This window comes from Paracoccus sp. Z118, assembly GCF_019061185.1.
GTDB lineage: Bacteria > Pseudomonadota > Alphaproteobacteria > Rhodobacterales > Rhodobacteraceae > Paracoccus.
The window spans coordinates 46,258-63,182 of sequence record NZ_JAHQZU010000012.1 but is presented as its reverse complement, the minus strand read 5'-3'; the positions used below and the strand labels follow the sequence as shown (position 1 = coordinate 63,182).

13 protein-coding genes and 1 tRNA gene are annotated in these 16,925 nt (G+C 69.2%); 6 read left to right on the top strand and 8 right to left on the bottom strand.

What is annotated here, in order from left to right:
- Window positions 1-252: 252 nt before the first annotated feature.
- Together KTN05_RS11600 and KTN05_RS11595 are read right to left on the bottom strand one after the other, a co-directional pair.
- Complete coding sequence (locus tag KTN05_RS11600) at window positions 253-1,527, bottom strand: hemolysin family protein (protein ID WP_217329567.1); 1,275 nt, start codon at window positions 1,525-1,527, stop codon at window positions 253-255.
- Between the two features lie 3 nt (window positions 1,528-1,530).
- On the bottom strand, window positions 1,531-1,854 hold the full coding sequence (locus KTN05_RS11595; protein ID WP_217329566.1) for an iron-sulfur cluster assembly accessory protein: 324 nt from the start codon (window positions 1,852-1,854) through the stop codon (window positions 1,531-1,533).
- A gap of 75 nt (window positions 1,855-1,929) precedes the next feature.
- Between KTN05_RS11595 and KTN05_RS11590 the strand changes: the two genes are divergently transcribed.
- On the top strand, window positions 1,930-3,150 hold the full coding sequence (locus KTN05_RS11590; protein ID WP_217329565.1) for a deoxyguanosinetriphosphate triphosphohydrolase: 1,221 nt from the start codon (window positions 1,930-1,932) through the stop codon (window positions 3,148-3,150).
- 312 nt (window positions 3,151-3,462) lie between these two features.
- Here KTN05_RS11590 and KTN05_RS11585 read toward each other — a convergent pair.
- A tRNA-Met gene (locus tag KTN05_RS11585) sits at window positions 3,463-3,539 on the bottom strand.
- Window positions 3,540-3,644: 105 nt separating this feature from the next.
- On the opposite strand from KTN05_RS11585, the gene KTN05_RS11580 reads away from it, so the two are divergent.
- Window positions 3,645-4,778 (top strand): HPP family protein, encoded by a 1,134-nt coding sequence (locus tag KTN05_RS11580; protein ID WP_217329564.1) that lies wholly within the window; start codon window positions 3,645-3,647, stop codon window positions 4,776-4,778.
- A 173-nt stretch (window positions 4,779-4,951) separates the two neighbouring features.
- Here KTN05_RS11580 and gltX read toward each other — a convergent pair whose 3' ends face one another.
- Complete coding sequence (gene gltX / locus KTN05_RS11575; protein ID WP_217329563.1) at window positions 4,952-6,286, bottom strand: glutamate--tRNA ligase; 1,335 nt, start codon at window positions 6,284-6,286, stop codon at window positions 4,952-4,954.
- 91 nt (window positions 6,287-6,377) lie between these two features.
- On the opposite strand from gltX, the gene KTN05_RS11570 reads away from it, so the two are divergent.
- From KTN05_RS11570 to KTN05_RS11560, 3 genes are read left to right on the top strand one after another with little or no spacing between them, the layout of a single operon-like run.
- Window positions 6,378-6,785 carry a metallopeptidase family protein gene (locus KTN05_RS11570; RefSeq protein ID WP_217329562.1) on the top strand — a complete coding sequence of 136 codons (408 nt, stop codon included), beginning with the start codon at window positions 6,378-6,380 and terminating at the stop codon, window positions 6,783-6,785.
- Complete coding sequence (locus tag KTN05_RS11565; protein ID WP_371823346.1) at window positions 6,782-7,771, top strand: 1-phosphofructokinase family hexose kinase; 990 nt, start codon at window positions 6,782-6,784, stop codon at window positions 7,769-7,771. Before KTN05_RS11570 ends, KTN05_RS11565 begins: the two co-directional genes overlap by 4 nt.
- Window positions 7,772-7,797: 26 nt before the next feature.
- A complete protein-coding gene (locus KTN05_RS11560) occupies window positions 7,798-9,180 on the top strand; it encodes a phosphomannomutase (RefSeq protein ID WP_217329561.1) in 1,383 nt (460 codons plus the stop codon).
- 17 nt (window positions 9,181-9,197) lie between these two features.
- Here the strand turns inward: KTN05_RS11560 and KTN05_RS11555 are convergent, their stop codons facing one another.
- Complete coding sequence (locus tag KTN05_RS11555; protein WP_217329560.1) at window positions 9,198-9,872, bottom strand: ABC transporter ATP-binding protein; 675 nt, start codon at window positions 9,870-9,872, stop codon at window positions 9,198-9,200.
- Window position 9,873: 1 nt separating this feature from the next.
- Window positions 9,874-10,986, bottom strand: a complete 1,113-nt coding sequence (locus KTN05_RS11550) for a capsule biosynthesis protein (RefSeq protein ID WP_254368160.1) — start codon at window positions 10,984-10,986, stop codon at window positions 9,874-9,876.
- 658 nt (window positions 10,987-11,644) lie between these two features.
- Between KTN05_RS11550 and KTN05_RS11545 the strand changes: the two genes are divergently transcribed.
- Window positions 11,645-12,526: an ABC transporter permease gene (locus tag KTN05_RS11545; protein WP_217329558.1), complete on the top strand. Its 882-nt coding sequence runs from the start codon at window positions 11,645-11,647 to the stop codon at window positions 12,524-12,526.
- A gap of 1 nt (window position 12,527) precedes the next feature.
- Here the strand turns inward: KTN05_RS11545 and KTN05_RS18675 are convergent, their stop codons facing one another.
- Both KTN05_RS18675 and KTN05_RS11535 read right to left on the bottom strand, forming a co-directional pair.
- The gene (locus KTN05_RS18675; protein WP_371823345.1) at window positions 12,528-15,605 is read right to left on the bottom strand and encodes a calcium-binding protein; all 3,078 of its coding nucleotides are present in this window, start codon (window positions 15,603-15,605) and stop codon (window positions 12,528-12,530) included.
- A 167-nt stretch (window positions 15,606-15,772) separates the two neighbouring features.
- A complete protein-coding gene (locus KTN05_RS11535) occupies window positions 15,773-16,903 on the bottom strand; it encodes a GNAT family N-acetyltransferase (protein WP_217329557.1) in 1,131 nt (376 codons plus the stop codon).
- Between the last annotated feature and the right edge of the window lie 22 nt (window positions 16,904-16,925).

Genomic DNA, 16,925 nt, shown 5'->3' with positions numbered 1-16,925 from the left:
TGCGGGAAGGGTGCTTGTGCGCTCGCGCTGTCATGGTCCGCGGGCGAGGCATCAGAGACCATCCCGCTCGCTTGGGGAACCGCACAGAGTCCGACGTGAGTCTGCCTTTGCCGTGTCGAAGGCTGGCGAGGCGAGGAGCCAATTGGCTCGGCCGCTGCGTGCAGCGGGACCGAAGGCCCCCGCGCGCGAGAGAGAGAGAGAGAGAGAGAGAGAGAGAGAGAGAGAACGCGCGCGCCCGGCGCCCAAGCTGTCTTACGCCGGCAACGCCACCGGCGCGGTCACGATCAGCCGGTCGATCCGCATGGCGTCCATGTCCGCGATCTCCACCGTCCAGCCGTCATGGGTGAAGGTGTCGCCGGTCCGCGGGATGCGGTTGATGATCGCCAGCACCATGCCTGCCACGGTGGCGAAGTCGCCCTCGGGTACCGGGAAGCCGGTTTCGTTGCCGAACTCGTCGGCGCTCTCGCTGCCCGCGACCAGCCATGAGCCATCGGCGCGCTGAACGATGTCGGGCTCGTCGCCGTCCGGGTCCACGAAGTCGCCGGTAATCGCCTCCAGAAGGTCCATCGCGGTGATGATCCCCTGGAAATGACCGTATTCGTCATAGACCAGCACCATCCGGGACGGGGTCGCGCGCAGCACCTCGACCACCGACAGCGCGTCGGCGGCGTCCAGCACCGTGGGCGCCTCGCGGATCAGGGGGCGCAGATCGGGCTTTTCCACCCCGATCAGGTCGCGCAAGGCCACGACGCCCAGGATCTCGTCGGCGCTGCCGTCGGTGACGGGCAGCCGCGAGAAGCGCGCCGCGCGGGCCTTTTCCAGCACGGTCTCGGGCGGATCGTTCACGTCGATCATCTCGACGTCGCGGCGCGGCGTCATCATCGCGCGGGCGCTGCGGTCGGCGACCCGCATGACCCCGGCGATCATGCCGCGCTCGCCCTCCATCAGCACACCCGCCTGCGTCGCTTCGGCGATGGTCATGCGGACTTCCTCGTCGGTGATCGAGCGGTCCGAGCTGTCACGGACGCGGAGAAGCCGCAGCACCAGCCGCCCCATCGTGTCGAGGAACCACACCAGCGGCGAGGCGATCCGCGCCAGCCGCCGCATACCCGGCGCGATCCGGGTCGCGATGCGTTCTGGGTCCGACATGGCGATCTGCTTCGGCACAAGCTCGCCCATGATGACCGACAGCGCGGTGATGGCCGCCACGACGAGAAACACGCCCAGCGTCTGCGCCACTGCATAGGGCACCCCCAGCGTCACCAGCCCCGCCGCCGCCCGCACGCCCAGCGTCGCGCCGGACACGGCGCCGGTCAGCACCCCCACCAGCGTGATCCCGACCTGCACGGCGGACAGGAACTTGCCCGGATGGGCCAGCAGGTCCAGCGCCACCTGCGCCCCCCGGTCGCCTTTTTCGGCCATGCTCTGCAGCCGCGCGGGGCGCGACGAGACGACGGCAAGCTCCGACATCGCCAGCAAACCGTTGACGCCGGTCAGGACGAGAATGAACAGAATTTCAAGGATCATGCGTCAGATCGAGAACGAGGTGCCGCAGCCGCAGGACGAGCTGGCGTTGGGGTTGTCGATGACGAAGCGCGCGCCGATCAGCTCTTCCGACCAGTCGATCGTCGCGCCGCTGAGGAACGGCAACGAGATCGGGTCGATCAGGACCTTCGCGCCCTGCTCCTCGATCACCAGATCGTCGGCGGCGGGCGTGTCCATGCGGATGTCATACTGGAACCCCGAGCATCCCCCGCCATCCACGGCGACGCGCAGGGCCTGTCCCGGTGATCCGGCGGTGATCTCGGCCAGCCGCGCGAAGGCGCGGGACGTGACCTTGGGGGGCAGGTTCATGGGGCGTTCCCGTTACGTTGGCGTAACCCGGAATATAGTCTGGCCGGGCACAGCCCGCAAGGAACCCCCCGCTGCATGGACCCCGCCCGGACCGCCCCCTATGCCTGCCAGCCCGCCGAAAGCCGGGGGCGGCTGCATGCCGAGGAGCTGTCCACCTTCCGCAGCCCGTGGCAGCGCGACCGCGACCGGATCATCCATTCCAGCGCCTTCCGCCGGCTCAAGCACAAGACCCAGGTCTTCGTCGAGCAGGACGGCGAGGATTACCGGGGCGACTATTACCGCACCCGCCTGACCCACACGATCGAGGTCGCGCAGGTTGCCCGCACCATCGCCGGGGCGCTGAACCTCAACACCGATCTGGCCGAGGCGGTGGCGCTGGCCCACGATCTCGGCCACCCGCCCTTCGGCCATACCGGAGAGGACGCGCTGGCCGCGCTGATGGCCCCCTGGGGCGGGTTCGACCACAACGCGCAGGCGCTGCGGATCGTCACCCGGCTGGAGCGGCACTATGCCGGCTTCGACGGGCTGAACCTGACCTGGGAGACGCTGGAGGGCATCGCCAAGCATAACGGTCCGGTTGTCGGGACAAGCGCGACGGGGGGCCCGGTGTCGCCCCCCCTGCCCTATGCGCTGGCCGAGGTGAATGCCGGTTGGGATCTCGCCCTCGACACCCATGCCAGCGCCGAGGCGCAGGTCGCCGCCGTCGCGGACGACGTGGCCTATAACCACCACGACCTGCATGACGGCCTGCGCGCCGGGCTTTTCACCGAAAACGATCTTGCCGAGTTGCCCCTGATCGGCCCCGCCTTCGCCGAGGTGGACCGCCTTCACCCCGGCCTCGCCCCGATGCGCCGCCGCCACGAGGCGCTGCGCCGCGTCTTCGGCGTCATGGTCGAGGATGTGATCGCCGTGGCCCAGAACCGCCTGACCGCGCTGCAACCGACCAGTGTCGAGGACATCCGCAGCCTCGACGGCCCGATCATCCGCTTCTCCAAGCCGCTGTTCCAGAACCTGCGGGCGATCAAGTCCTTCCTGTTCACCCGCATGTACCGCGCCCCCTCGGTCATGGAGGAGCGCGCCCGCGTCACCGAAATGCTGCAGGAATTGTTCCCGCTGCTGATGAACGACCCCGACCTTCTTCCGCCCGACTGGCAGGCCGAGGCGCGCGCGGCACCCACCGAGACGGCCCGCGCGCGGCTGGTGCTGGATTACGTGGCCGGAATGACGGACCGCTTCGCGATTGCGGAGTGGATGCGGCTGACGAGCGACCGGCGGCGCGAGGGCGGCTCATCTTGATCGGGCTCCTGAGCACGCACGGCGTTATAGAGGGCGATATCCCCTGCGTTCTCGCGTGAGATGAACCCGCGAAATTCGGCTGTCCGCAATACCGCCGGATGGAAGTGGTAAGGACTCGTGTTTTCCCGCACCTCGAGTTCGAGCGGCTGCCCTGTCGCATACTCGGCGACCAAGGGCAGGTGCATTTCTGCCTCTATGCAATCATAGGCTTTGAGCGCGCGACGTATCTGGCCCGAGTTCCGCCCGCTCACATCCGCGCGAGATCACCGGCACAATCACACCGCTGGTCGCTTGGGTCATGGGGGATAGAAATGGTAGCGGAGGAGGGACTTGAACCCCCGACACGCGGATTATGATTCCGCTGCTCTAACCAACTGAGCTACTCCGCCACGGTTCGCGCGATGTAAGGCGCGGGCGTGGGGGCGTCAAGCGGAAAAGGGCGGGTGGCCGCGGCCGGGCTTTCAATCCGGTGGCGGACAGGGCAGGAAGCCGCGATGGAACCGTCTCGCGCCTCTCGCATCCTGCACGGTCTCGGGCCGGCCATGCCGTGGCCGGAGCGGCGGGACGTGCTGCGCTCGACCGCGGGGTTGGCCGCAGGGGTGCTGTTCGCGGTGACGGCCGGCACGCTGAGCGGGTTCGCGCCGGAACTCATCGCGCCGCTGGGGGCCAGCGCGCTGCTGATCTTCGTGACGCCGAACAGTCCGCTGGCGCAGCCCTGGTCGGTCATCGTCGGCTCGGCCGTTTCGGTCTTCGCCGGGCATCTCGCGTTATTGGCCGTGCCACTGCCCTGGGCGGGGGCGCTGGCGGTCGCGCTTGCCGTGCTGCTGATGGTCGGCGCGCGGGCGCTGCATCCGCCGGGCGGCGCGGTCGCCCTGCTCAGCGCGATCGAGGGGGTCGAGCACGACCCCTGGGACCTGCTGGCGCCGATGCTGGTGCTGCTGGCGGCGGTGATCGCGGCGGGCATGCTCTGGGCGCGGCTGACCGGGCGGCATTATCCGCTGCGCGATACCTCCGAGGTGGGCGCGGTGCAGCGGCTCGGGCTGAAGCCGGGGCAGCTTCAGGCGCTGCTGGTGCGTTTCCGGCAGGGGGCGAACCTCGGCGCGGCCGACCTTGCCCGGCTGGTGGCCGCGGCGACGGACGAGGCGGCGCGGCATCGCTTTCGGGCGCTGACCTGCGGGGACGTCATGTCATCGCCCCCCATCGCCGCCCGGCCGGGCGAGCGGCTGCCGCAGCTGGTCGCCCGGTTCCGGGGCAACGCGATCAAGTCGCTGCCGGTGGTGGACAGCGACGGGCGGCCCCTGGGCGTGATCCAGCCGGGCGAGATCATTGCGGCGCTGACCAGCGCCGATCCGGGCCGCCGCCATCAGACCGCGGCGCAGCTGATGCGCGCCGATATCGCCAAGGTGCCGGCCGACCTGCCGGTCGGCGCGCTGCTCCACGCGCTGGCCGACGACGGGCCGCAGATCGTGGGGGTGATGGAGGGGCCGCGGATGGTCGGCGTCATCACCCGCACCAATGTGATCACGCTGCTGCTGCACCACGACGAGGACTGGGAGGTGAGCGACGTCGAGGACCGGCCGAGGGCAAGGCTCGACGAAGGACGCTCATCGCCGGAAGCGAAGGCCTGAACCGGGGCTCGCCGCAGTCCGGGGCTGCCTGCTTGGAGTGAACGATGGGAAGACGCGGGGCTCTGCCCCGCACCCCGGGATATTTGGGCGAAGAAGAATGGGGGCGTGGGGCGAGACGCGGAGGGCGGATCGGAGTTGAGGGCGATTGCGGTATGCCTCGCCCCCGGCCGGAGTCAGGCGCGGTCCCTGGCCCGGACCACCTGCAGCAGCGGCATCAGCTCGCCCATGTCGGGGCCGGCATCCTGCCCGGTCAGCGCCTTGCGCAGCGGCATGAACAGGCCCTTGCCCTTGCGGCCGGTTGCCTCCTTCACGGCAGTCGTCCAGTCGGCCCAGCTGCGGTCGTTGTAGGGCGGCGGCGGCAGCAGGGTCAGGGCCTGCGCCACGAACTCGGCATCCTCAGGGGCGATGACCGGCTCGGCGCCTTCGGAGAAGATCACCCACCAGTCGGCCAGATCGTCCAGCCTGGTGATGTTCTGGCTGGCCACGCGCCAGAAGCGTTCGGCCAGATCGTCGGGCACACCCATGCCGGCAATGCGGGCGCGCACCGCCTCGAACGGCAGGTGCTGGTTGCGCTCGCGCGTCAGCGGCCACAGGTCATCCGCGTCGAACTTGGTCGGCGAGGTGCCGAACTGCGACACCTCGAACCCGTCGGCCAGCGCGTCGAGGCTCATCTTCAGCTCGACCGGCTGGCTGGAGCCGAGCCGCGCCATCAGGGACAGCAGCGCCTCGGGGGCGACGCCGTTCTCGCGCAGATCCTTGAGCGACAGGGTGCCAAGGCGCTTGGACAGCTCCTCGCCCTGCGCGCCGGTCAGCAGGCTGTGATGGGCGAAGCGCGGGGGGGTGCCGCCCATCGCGCCCATGATCTGGATCTGCGTGGCCGTATTGGTCACGTGGTCGGCGCCCCGGACGATGTCGGTCACGCCCATGTCCACGTCATCCACGGATGAGGCGAAAGTATAGAGCACCTGCCCGTCATGGCGGATCAGCACCGGGTCGCTGACCGAGGCCGCGTCGATCGACACGTCGCCGATGATGCCGTCGGTCCACTCGATCCGCGCCTGGTCCAGCTTGAAACGCCAGTAGCCCTCGCGCCCCTCGGCCCGCAGCCTGGCCTTGTCCTCTACCGACAGGTTCAGCCCGGCGCGGTCATAGACCGGGGGCCTGCCCATGTTCAGCTGCTTCTTGCGCTTGAGGTCCAGCTCGGTCGGGGTCTCGAACACCTCGTAGAGCCGCCCCTTCTCGCGCAGCGCCTCGGCGGCGGCGGCATAGCGGTCCAGCCGGTCGGACTGCCGCTCCACCCGGTCCCAGGTGAGGCCCAGCCATTCGAGATCGCGCTTGATCCCGTCGGCATATTCCTGCTTCGACCGCTCGCGGTCGGTGTCGTCCAGCCGCAGGATGAAGGTGCCGCCCGCCTTGCGCGCGATCAGCCAGTTCATCAGCGCCGTGCGCAGGTTGCCGACATGGATATGCCCCGTGGGCGAGGGCGCGAAGCGGGTGATCGTGGTCATGGGAGTCCTCGAAATCTGCGCTTGGTCTTTCACATGGTCCCGATCTTGTCCATATGAGAGGCCAAAGGCTTGCGACCAAGAGGGACAGCCGATGAACGACTGGACGGACAGGATGGCGCCCTCGATCGACGAGATCGACGCGATGGCCCGGCAGGTCTTCGACACCCTGCCCGCCGAGTTCGCGCCCCACGCGCAGGGCGTCGTGCTGAAGGTCGAGGAACTGGCCGACGACGACGTTCTGGACGAGTTGCAGATCGACGATCCGCTGGAGCTGACGGGGCTTTATGACGGCATCCCGCTGACGGAAAAAACCCCCAGTTCGCCGCAGCATTTCCCCGACACGGTCTGGCTGTTCCGCCGCGCGATCCTGGACGAATGGGTCGAGCGCGGCAATGTCACACTGGGCGAACTGGTCGGCCATGTGGTCGTGCATGAGCTGGCCCACCACTTCGGCTGGTCCGACGAGGACGTGGCGCGGATCGACAGGTGGTGGGAGTGACGCCGCCAGCGTCCGGCGTTCGCGCGCTGGGGCCGCAGCCGCAGGCGCCGGTGCTGACGGTGACGCTGAACCCGGCGCTGGATCTTGCGGCCTCGATCGAGCGGGTGGTGCCCGAAGCCAAGCTGCGCTGCGACGCGCCGCAGATCGATCCCGGCGGTGGCGGCATCAACGTGAGCCGCGCGATGGCCCGGATGGAGGGCGCGTCGCAGGCGCTGATTGCGCTTGGCGGGCCGACCGGGCAGCGGCTGGAGACGCTGCTGGATCAGGCGGCGCTGCCCGTGATCCGGGTCGAGGCGCCGGGCGATACGCGCGAGTCGCTGTCCATCAAGGACCGCAGCACGGGCGAGATGTATCGCTTTGTCCTGCCGGGGCCGACATGGGCCGAAAGCGACGTTCGCACCGCCTGCCGCGCGATCGTGGACGCGGCGCCCGAAGACGGGATCGTCGTGCTGTCGGGCTCGCACCCGCCGGGCGTTCCCGCCGACCTTCCGCTGCGGCTTTGCGAGCAGTTGAAGCCGCGCCGGACGCGGCTGTTCGTCGATACATCGGGCGAGCCGCTGGCCGCTGTCGCCGCCGCGCGCGCCTGCGTGTCGGTGCTGCGGATGAACGACGCCGAAGCGGAGGGCCTCGCCGGCCGCGCCCTGCCGACGCGGCGCGATACCGCGCAGTTCGCGGCCGGGATGGTTTCGGCGGGCGTGGCCGAGCAGGTCATCGTCGCCCGCGCGGCTGACGGCAACGTCATCGCAACGCGCGAGGGCTGCTGGCATGCCGAGTCGCTGCCGGTGCCGATCGTCAGCAAGGTCGGCGCGGGCGACAGCTTCGTCGCCGGTTTCACGCTGGGAATGGCGCGCGGTTGGGACGCCGCCGATGCGGTGGGGCTCGGCGCCTCGGCCGCCACGGCCGCCATCATGACCCCCGCCACCGAACTCTGCCGCCCCGAGGACGTCGAGCGCCTGTTCGACGCCCGCATCGTCACCCCCCTCTGACCTCCCTGCCCCAGACCGGAGCCGCCATGACGCGCCGCGAGATCACCTGCTTCAAGGCCTACGACCTGCGCGGCAAGCTCGGCAGCGAGCTTGACGAGGACGTGGCCTGGCGCGTCGGCCGCGCCTTCGCTGCCCGCCCTGAAACACGCCGCGTCGTGGTCGGGCGCGACGGGCGCGAAAGCTCGCCCGCGCTGGCCGCCGCACTGATCCGGGGGCTGACCGAGGGCGGCGCGGACGTGCTGGATCTCGGCCTCGCCGGGACGGAGGAGATGTATTTCAGCACCGCCCATTTCGGCACCGATGGCGGGATCACGGTCACAGCCTCGCACAATCCCATCGACTATAACGGCATGAAGCTGGTCGGCCGGGACGCCGCGCCTCTGGACCCGGCGACGGAACTCGAAACGCTGGCGGAACTGGCGCGGTCGGGCGCGTTTCCCACCCCCCCGCAGAAGGGCGAGGTGACGGACTTCGCCCATGCCCGCGCCACCTACGCCGCCGCGGTGTGCGATTTCGTGGACGCTGGCGCGCTGGCCCCGATGACGGTGCTGGTCAACGCGGGCAACGGCACGGCGGGCCCGGCCTTCGACGCCATCGCGGCGGAACTCGAACGCCGGGGGGCACCGTTGCGGTTCATCCGCATCAACCACAACCCCGACGCGAGCTTTCCGAACGGCATTCCCAACCCGATCCTGCCGGAGAACCAGCCGATGACCGCGGATGCGGTGCGCCGGCACGGCGCCGATCTGGGCGTCGCCTGGGATGGCGATTTCGACCGCTGCTTCCTCTTCGATGCGTCAAGCCGCTTCATCCCCGGCGAATATGTCGTCGGGCTGCTGGCGCAGGCGTTTCTGGAACGCCACCCCGGCGAGCGCATCGTCCACGACCCGCGCGTGGTGCTGAACACCCGTGACGTGATCGCGACGGCGGGCGGCGAAGCGGTGCAAAGCCGCACCGGCCACGCTTTCATGAAGCAGAAGATGCGGCAATCCGGCGCGATCTATGGCGGCGAGATGTCCGCGCATCATTATTTCCGCGACTTCGCCTTCGCCGACAGCGGCATGATCCCGTGGCTGAAGGTGGTCGAACTGCTGTCGCTGCGCGGCACCACGCTGGCGGACCTCGTGTCGGACCGGATGACGGCTTTTCCGTCGTCGGGCGAGATCAACTTCCGGCTGGACGACCCCGACGCCGCCATCGCCCGCGTGCTGACCGCGCTGGAGGGCGGCGCCATCGCCCGCGACGACCTGGACGGGATCAGCCTTGAATACCCGGAGTGGCGCTTCAACCTGCGCCGGTCCAACACCGAGCCGGTGGTGCGCCTGAACGTCGAAAGCCGCGGCGACGCCGATCTGGTCGCCGCCCAGGTCGCGCAGATCGAGGGGCTGCTGGGGGGCGAGCGGGCCTGACCCCCACGCAATAACCCTCAGTCGCCGACCGTATCCGGCACGCCCATGATGTATTCGTGGTATTTCACCGCGTCCCGCACGTCGTCGAACATCGTCAGGCGGCCCTTGTTCAGCACGCCCCCCATGTTGCACAGCCGCGTCAGCATCTCGGTCGAGTGGGTGACCACCACCGCCGAGGAATTCCTCAGCCGGTCCATCAGCACCTGCTGCGACTTGGCGCGGAACTCGGCGTCGCCGACGCTCGTCACCTCGTCCACCAGATAGGTATCGAAGCGGATGCCCATGCTGCACCCCATCGCCAGCCGCGAACGCATCCCCGAGGAATAGGTGCTGAACGGCACGTGATAGCGGTCGCCCAAAGCCGCGAACTCGCCCACATAATCCACCAGCTCGTCGCTGTCGGCCCCATAGATGCGGGCGACGAAGCGGACGTTCTGCGCCCCTGTCAGCTCGCCGTGGAAGCTGCCGGCGAAGCCCACGGGCCACGAGATCGTGCCGTCCGACCAGACCCGCCCGCGCGTCGGCTTGGTGGTTCCGGCGATCATCTTCAGCAGCGTGGATTTCCCCGCCCCGTTGCGGCCCAGCAGCGCCACCGAAGACCCGGTGGGGAACACCGCGTTGATGTTGTCGGCCACCGTCTGCGAGCTGCCGTGCAGGCTGAATATCTTGGTCAGGTTCTCAAGGACGATCATGTCACCTGCGATCGCGGATGCTGTAGAAGACCAGCATCGCGATCGACCACAAGACAAAGGCCAGCCCGAACCCCATCGCAAGCAGCCACGGCCGGTTCGGCACCAGCGAGCTTTCCGCGAGCGCCGGCTGGATATGCGCGGCCAGATACCGGCTCTGCCGCTGCGCGTTCTGCAAGGCGGCCTCGTAGGCGACGCGGGCGGCGGTATGCGCGCCTTCGGCGAACTCCAGATCGACGGCGAGCCGTTCGTATTCGTGCATCAACTGGGCATAGCTCTCGCCCTGCTCGGTGGTGCCGCTGAACTTGGCGCGCTCCTCCTCGATCTGGCGCTGGATCGCGGCGATCCGCTGCTCGGCCTGGACGATGCGGTGATCGCCGGCGCGGGCATTCTCGCGCAGCTGGTCCAGCGCGACCTGCTGTTCGGTCAGCGCGGCCTGAAGATTGCCCAGGATCGCCATCTGCGCCCCAAGATCGGCGGTCGGGTCCACGATCTGCGTGCGGACCCGGAACGAGGTGATGTCCTGCCGCGCCGTCACCAGCTCGTCCCGCGTGCGGTTCAGTTGCACTTCGGCAAGGCGCGTGGCGTCGGACAGCGCCTTGTCCGACAGCGCGTTGACGATCTTCTCGCTTTCCCCCAGCACCGACTCGGCGATCTGCAACGCATCCTCGGGCGCGAAGGCATTGGCGCGCACGGTGATGATCCCGGCATTGCTGTCCAGCAGCACCTTGACCTGCCGGTTCCAGTATTCGCTCAGATCCTCCTGCATCCCCGAGGGGTCGTAGGCGAACACGAAGTCATGCGGCCAGGCGCGGGTGAATGCGCCGACGAGGTCCATCTGCTGGCTCACCCGGCGCACCATGTCGGGGCTGCGGATCACCTCGAACAGGATGTCGGTGTCCGAGGCGGTCCCGCTCGACCCGCCCAGCGCGGTCAGCCCCCCCAGAATATCGAGCGATCCCTGCCCCTCTTCCTTGCGCACCGAGAACGAGGTGCTGGAGGTGTATTGGTCAGCCGCGCGCGTCCACAGATACCAGCCCCAGAGCGCGGCGGGCAGCAGCACGAACAGCACGAAGGTGACGATGGCGAGCCAGTGGCGGCGGCGCGGCCTGGCCATGCCGACGGGTGGACGGACCGGCGCGGTGGGCGGCGGCAAGCGGCGGACGCCGGCCGGGGGCTGCGCGGCGGGCCGACGCGCGGGCGCGTTCGCGGCGGGCCCCGCGGGCACCGGCACCGCGGAACCGGCCCGCGCCTGGGCCGCGGCCGCAGCTGTGGCGGGATCGGCGGGGGTGAGCCGGCCGGCGGGCGGCGGGGCAGGCGCGGGTTGCGGCTGGGGCTGCGGTTGCGCTTGCGGATTTTGCTGCGCTTGTGGCTGCGGCTGCGGTGCAGGTTGTGGTTTCGGTCCCGGCTGCGCTTGCGGATGAGCCTGTGGCTGCGGCTGAGCCGGCTGCCCTTGCGGCGGCTGGGCGGGTGCGGCGCCTTGTGCGGCGGCGGGGGCGGCCTGACCCGGAGCCGGACCCTGCCCTGCCGGCAGTGTCGGTGCCGCGTTCATCTTGGGCATGGCCGCGAATTGCGGCGCCGGCCCGGCGGGTTGAAGCGGCTGCTGCCCGGCCGGTCCTGCGCCCTGCCCGGTGCCGCCGTTCGGCTGCACGCCGGAATCTGCCCGGTCCGAGGCGGCCTGGTGGGTGCTCTGGTTCAATTGCACGCCTTTTCGTTGTGCTTATCCGCGCAGTTGTTACATACACCGGCAAGACAAGGCCAGCAGGCGCTTTCACATGTCCGAGACTGCAGTTTCCCGCCCTGCCCCGCAAGCAAAGCCGCCCGACGCCCCTGCCCGCAGGCGGCTGCGCCGCCGCCGGCTCCGCCCCGTCGGCCGGCGCCCGAAGGGGACGCTGCTGACGCAGACCGCCCGCTCGATCGGGGCGCTGATGCTGCGCGAGATCTCGACGACGTACGGACGCTCGCCGGGCGGTTACATCTGGGCATTGCTGGACCCGATCCTCGGCATCGGACTGCTGACGCTGGTATTCTCGCAGTTCTTCAAGACACCCGCGCTCGGCACCAACTTTCCGCTGTTCTACGCCACCGGCTACCTGCCGTTCATGCTGTTCAACGACATCGCGAACAAGATGGCGCTGTCGCTGCGCTATTCCATGCCGTTCCTGTCGTATCCGGCGGTGACGTTCTTCGACGTGCTGGCGGCGCGGCTGCTGCTGAACGCGGGCGTCCATCTGGTCGTGTTCGCGATCGTGCTGCTCAGCATCGTGGCGATCTACGACATGCCGATGGTGCTGGACGTGGCCCGGCTGGCCGAGGCGCTGGGGCTGACGATCCTTCTGGCCGCCGGCGTCGGTGTGCTGAACTGCTTCCTGATGAGCCGCTTCCCGGTGTGGGAGCGGACGTGGCAGATCGCCACCCGGCCGCTGTTCATGGTCTCGGGCATCTTCTTCCTGTATGAGACGATGCCGCCGCAGGCGCGCGATGTGCTCTGGTTCAACCCGCTGATCCACACCACCGCCATGGTGCGCCAGGGCATCTACCTGACCTACGACGCCACCTTCGTCAGCCCGCTTTTCGTCATTTCGCTGTCGCTGGGGATGCTGGTCGTCGGATTATTCCTGCTGATGCGGCATTATCGCGGCCTGATGGAGCGTTAGGCTACAGCAGCAGGTCATCGGGCGGCAGCGTCAGCAGGTCGCCGAAGCTGAGACTGTCGAGCCCCTCGAGATAGATGCCCATGTCGGCGACCCGATCCCCGTCGAGATCGGCGATCAGCAGCACGCCGCCGCCAGCGAGATCGTCATAGCGCATCCAGCGCACCTGCCCCGCACCGGAAAACGCCGCGTCGCCGATGAAGGTCAGCCCGTCCATGTCGAACCCGACGCGATCGGTCCCGCGGGTGAAGTCCTGCACCCGCATGAAGACCGGGCCGCCGGAATCGGGCAGCAGGACGAACTCGTCCGCGCCGCCGCCGCCGATCAGGGTATCCATCCCGCCCGCGCCGCCGCCGATCAGCCGGTCGTCGCCATGCCCTGCGTCGAGCAGGTCGGCACCCTGCCCGCCGAACAGCGTATCGCGGCCCCAGCCGCCATGAAGCGTATCGGCGCCCGCGCCGCCGTCGATCCAGTCATCGCCGCCATCGCCGCTCAGCCAGTCCTCGCCGTCGCCGCCCAGCAGGAAGTCGTGGCCCAGCCCGCCCCAGAGGACATCGTGCCCCGCGCCGCCGTCCAGCGTGTCGTCGCCGTCCTTGCCGAAAACCGTATCGTCGCCCGCCCCCGCATCCACCACGTCGTTGCCCGCGCCGTCATGGATGAGGTCGGCGCCGTCCCCGCCCTGGATCGTGTCGTCGCCATCGTCGCCGAACAGCGTGTCGGCACCGGCGCCGCCGACCAGCAGATCTCCGCCATCGCCGCCAAAGAGCAGATCGTCCCCGTCGCCGCCGATGAGCGAGTCGGCGCCGCCCTCCCCGCGCAGGACATCGTTGCCGGATTCCCCCGAAAGCATGTCGTCGCCCGCGCCGCCATGCAGCGTGTCGTTGCCCGCGGCCGCGTTCAGGGTGTCGGCGCCGTCATCGCCAAACAGCCAGTCATCCTCGGTGCCGCCATAGATCTGGTCGTCGCCCGCGCTGCCCCTCAGCGTGTCGGGCCCCGGCCCGCCGTTCAGCGAATCGCGCCCGTCGCCGCCGGACAGGCTGTCTGCCCCGGCGCCCCCGGTCAGCTGATCGTCTCCCTCGCCCCCGATCAGCGTGTCGTTGCCCGCGCCGCTGACCAGCGAGTCGTTGCCCGCCCCGCCGGCCAGATGGTTCGACCCGCCCTGATCGATGATGAGATCGTTGCCCGCCCCGCCATCGCTGAAGTCGTCCCCGCCCTGGCCGTAAAGCGAATCGTCGCCGTCGCCGCCATGCAGGGTGTCGGCACCCTCTCCCCCCTCCAGCCAGTCGTTGCCCGCCCCGGCGGTCAGCAGATCGTCGCCGCGCTCGCCGAAAAGGCGATCATCGCCTGCATCGCCGAACAGCGTGTCGGACCCGTCGCCGCCCAGCAGCGTATCCGCGCCGTCGTCGCCATGCAGCACGTCGTCGCCGGTGTTGCCGGCCAGAAGATCGTCGCCGCCGCCGCCCCGCAGGATGTCATCCCCGGCGCCCCCATGCAGCGCGTCGGGCGCGGCGCTGCCGATGATCGTGTCGTTGCTGCCGCTGCCCTCAATCGTCGCACCGGGAGGCGGGGCGACCAGCGTGTCCGCGCCGATGGTCCCGACGATGCGGACGGGAAGCTGAGGCGGGGTATAGTGGGCGATGGGGAACATCGCGTCGGTGAACTGATGCGGCAGCAGAGTGGTGCCATCGACGGAAAAGATGTCGATCACCGTGTCGTTGTAGAAGATCTTCATCCCGTAGCTCTGCGGGCGGAACACCAGCTGCGCGGTGCTGCGGATCATGCCCAACAATGACAGGTCCAGCCGGTCCTCGGTAATGTCGAAGTCGCGGACCGCGATGCGCCCGCCGGGATCGGTGGCGACGAACAGATCCGCCCCCTCGCCCCCCCACAGGGCGATCGACTGGGTTCCCGCGATCAGGATATCGTCGCCTGCACCGCCCCGGATCACCGTGGTGCCGTCCGAGCCCTGAAGCAGGTCGCCCTGCGCTGTCCCGTCCTGCACGCCGGCCCCGACCCGACCGGTGCGGCCGATCGCGCCGGGATCGATCACGAATTGCGAGAAGGCATGCTCGGTCGCCGAGGCGGCCACCACCACGATGCGGCCATCGATCACGGCAGCCGAGATCGAGCTCACATCCGCCAGCGCGAGTTGAGCCGTGTCGGCAATGGTGGCCAAATGAATAAGCTGCCCGTCGGCCGTCAGCGTGAGCAGCGTCAGCCCGTCATCGGCGCCCCCGGCGATGATGAAGCTGCGCCCGTCGATCGTGATCGATTCCAGCGCGGTGACATTCTGAAATCGCGTCGTCCGCTCGTCGATGACATGGTCCACCGGCATCATCCGCCCGTCGGCCGAGATGCTCACCACCGTCAGCGACGAGCTTTGCGCCGAGCTGACGACGAGGAAGTGACGCCCTCCCACCTCCGCATGGACGACATCGCGCGGCTGGTTGAAGCCGGTCCCCTGCTCGCTGCTCAGATACTCGCCCGGCGCCAGCGTTCCGTCATCCTGCACGCGATGCGTCGCGACATAGTTGCCGCCGAGCGAGGTCGAGACCACCACCACCGCGCCGTTGATCCTGACCACCAGCAGCGAATCGACCTGCGCGCCCTCCGGTTGCGGCTGGCGGATCGTCGCCGCCATCTGGGTGAACTCCCCCGCCGCCGAGACGCGCCACAGCGTGATCTGCGTGTCGCCCGCGCGCGTCGTCGCCACGCAATCGATGCCCGCCCCGGTCGTCAGCCGGGCCATATTGACGACGTCCTCCGGCAGCGGCGCATCGGCGAGCGCACGGTCCAGGCTGCCGATTTCCCCGCGGCTGCCGAGTATCCGGCCCATGTCCACAGCGCCCAGGATGCCGGGCGTCAGCAGGCTCGTGCCGCCGGCCCCCTCCAGCAGGACGATCTCCGGCGCCTCCCGATGGCGCATTCCCGGCGCCCAGGCGCTGCTCTCCTCCAGCCGGAAACCGCCGCTCGCGTCCAGCACCCAGCGGCTCAGCCCGCCGCCGAGATGGGTGACGACGAACAGGTTCAGCACCCCGCCGAACACGCCGAGCTGCACGTCGGTCAGATTGGTCGAAAACACCGATTGCGGGTGCCTGTATGTCCCGACATGCAGAAAACCGACCATCTCGCCCCCGTGTCCCGACTTCGGACAGTGGCGATGACCCTAGCGGCCCGCGTCTTTAGATTTGCTTTCCGACTGGCCCCCGCAGCCGGTTATTCGCCTACAATCTTAGGCTTCTGCAGCAGTCAGCCGCGCCGGAACGGGCCGAAGGCGGCCGTCTCGGCCATGTCGTCGCCGACCGCCTCCGCCTCGTGCTGCAGATACCCCTCCAGCGCGCGGCGGAAGCCCGGATCGGCGATCCAGTGCAGCGAGTGGATCTCGCTCGGCATGTAGCCGCGCGCGAGCTTGTGCTCGCCCTGCGCGCCCGCCTCGACGCGGGACAGGCCGTGTTCGATCGCCCAGTCGATGGCGCGATGATAGCAAAGCTCGAAATGCAGATAGGGGTGATCCTCGACACAGCCCCAGTAGCGCCCGAACAGCGTCTCACGGCCGATGAAGTTCAGCGCGCCCGCGATCGGGCGGCCCTCGCGTTCCGCCAGCACCAGCAGCACGTCGTCGCGCATCGTCTGGTGCAGCTGGTCGAAGAAGGCGCGGGTCAGATAGGGGCGGCCCCATTTGCGCCCGCCGGTGTCCAGATAGAAGGCCCAGAACGCGTCCCAATGCTCGGGGCGCAGATCGTCGCCCGTCAGGCTGCGGATGGTGCCGCCGAACGCCTGCGCGCGCTCCCGCTCCTTGCGGATGGCCTTGCGCTTTCGACTGCTCAGATCGCCGAGGAAATCGTCAAAGCTGCCATAGCCCCGGTTTTCCCAGTGATACTGCGTGGTCGTGCGGCCCAGCCAGCCCTGCGCCTCGCCCAGATCGCGCTCGGGCTTCGTGCAGAAGGTGACGTGGGCCGACGACAGCCCCGCCTGCCCCGCGACATGCTGCATCGCCGCCAGCAGCGCCGCCTGCACCGCCGGCTCGGCAGCAATCAGGCGCGGCCCGGTCGCCGGGGTGAAGGGCACGGCGCATTGCAGCTTGGGATAATACTCCCCGCCCGCCCGCATCCAGGCGTCGGCCCAGTTATGGTCGAAGATGTATTCGCCCTGGCTGTGACTCTTGAGATAGGCGGGCGCGACGCCGACCACCTTGCCATCCAGCCGCGAGACAAGATGGCTGGGGTGCCAGCCGGTGCGCCCGCCGACCGAGCCGGACTGCTCCAGCGCCAGCAGGAAGCGGTGGGTGGTGAAGGGATCGCCGCCGGGGCCGCAGCCATCCCAGTCGGACGCGGAAATGCCATCGATGCCGGGCAGGACGGAAACGGTCAGTTCGGACATCCCGCTCATCTAGTCACAAACA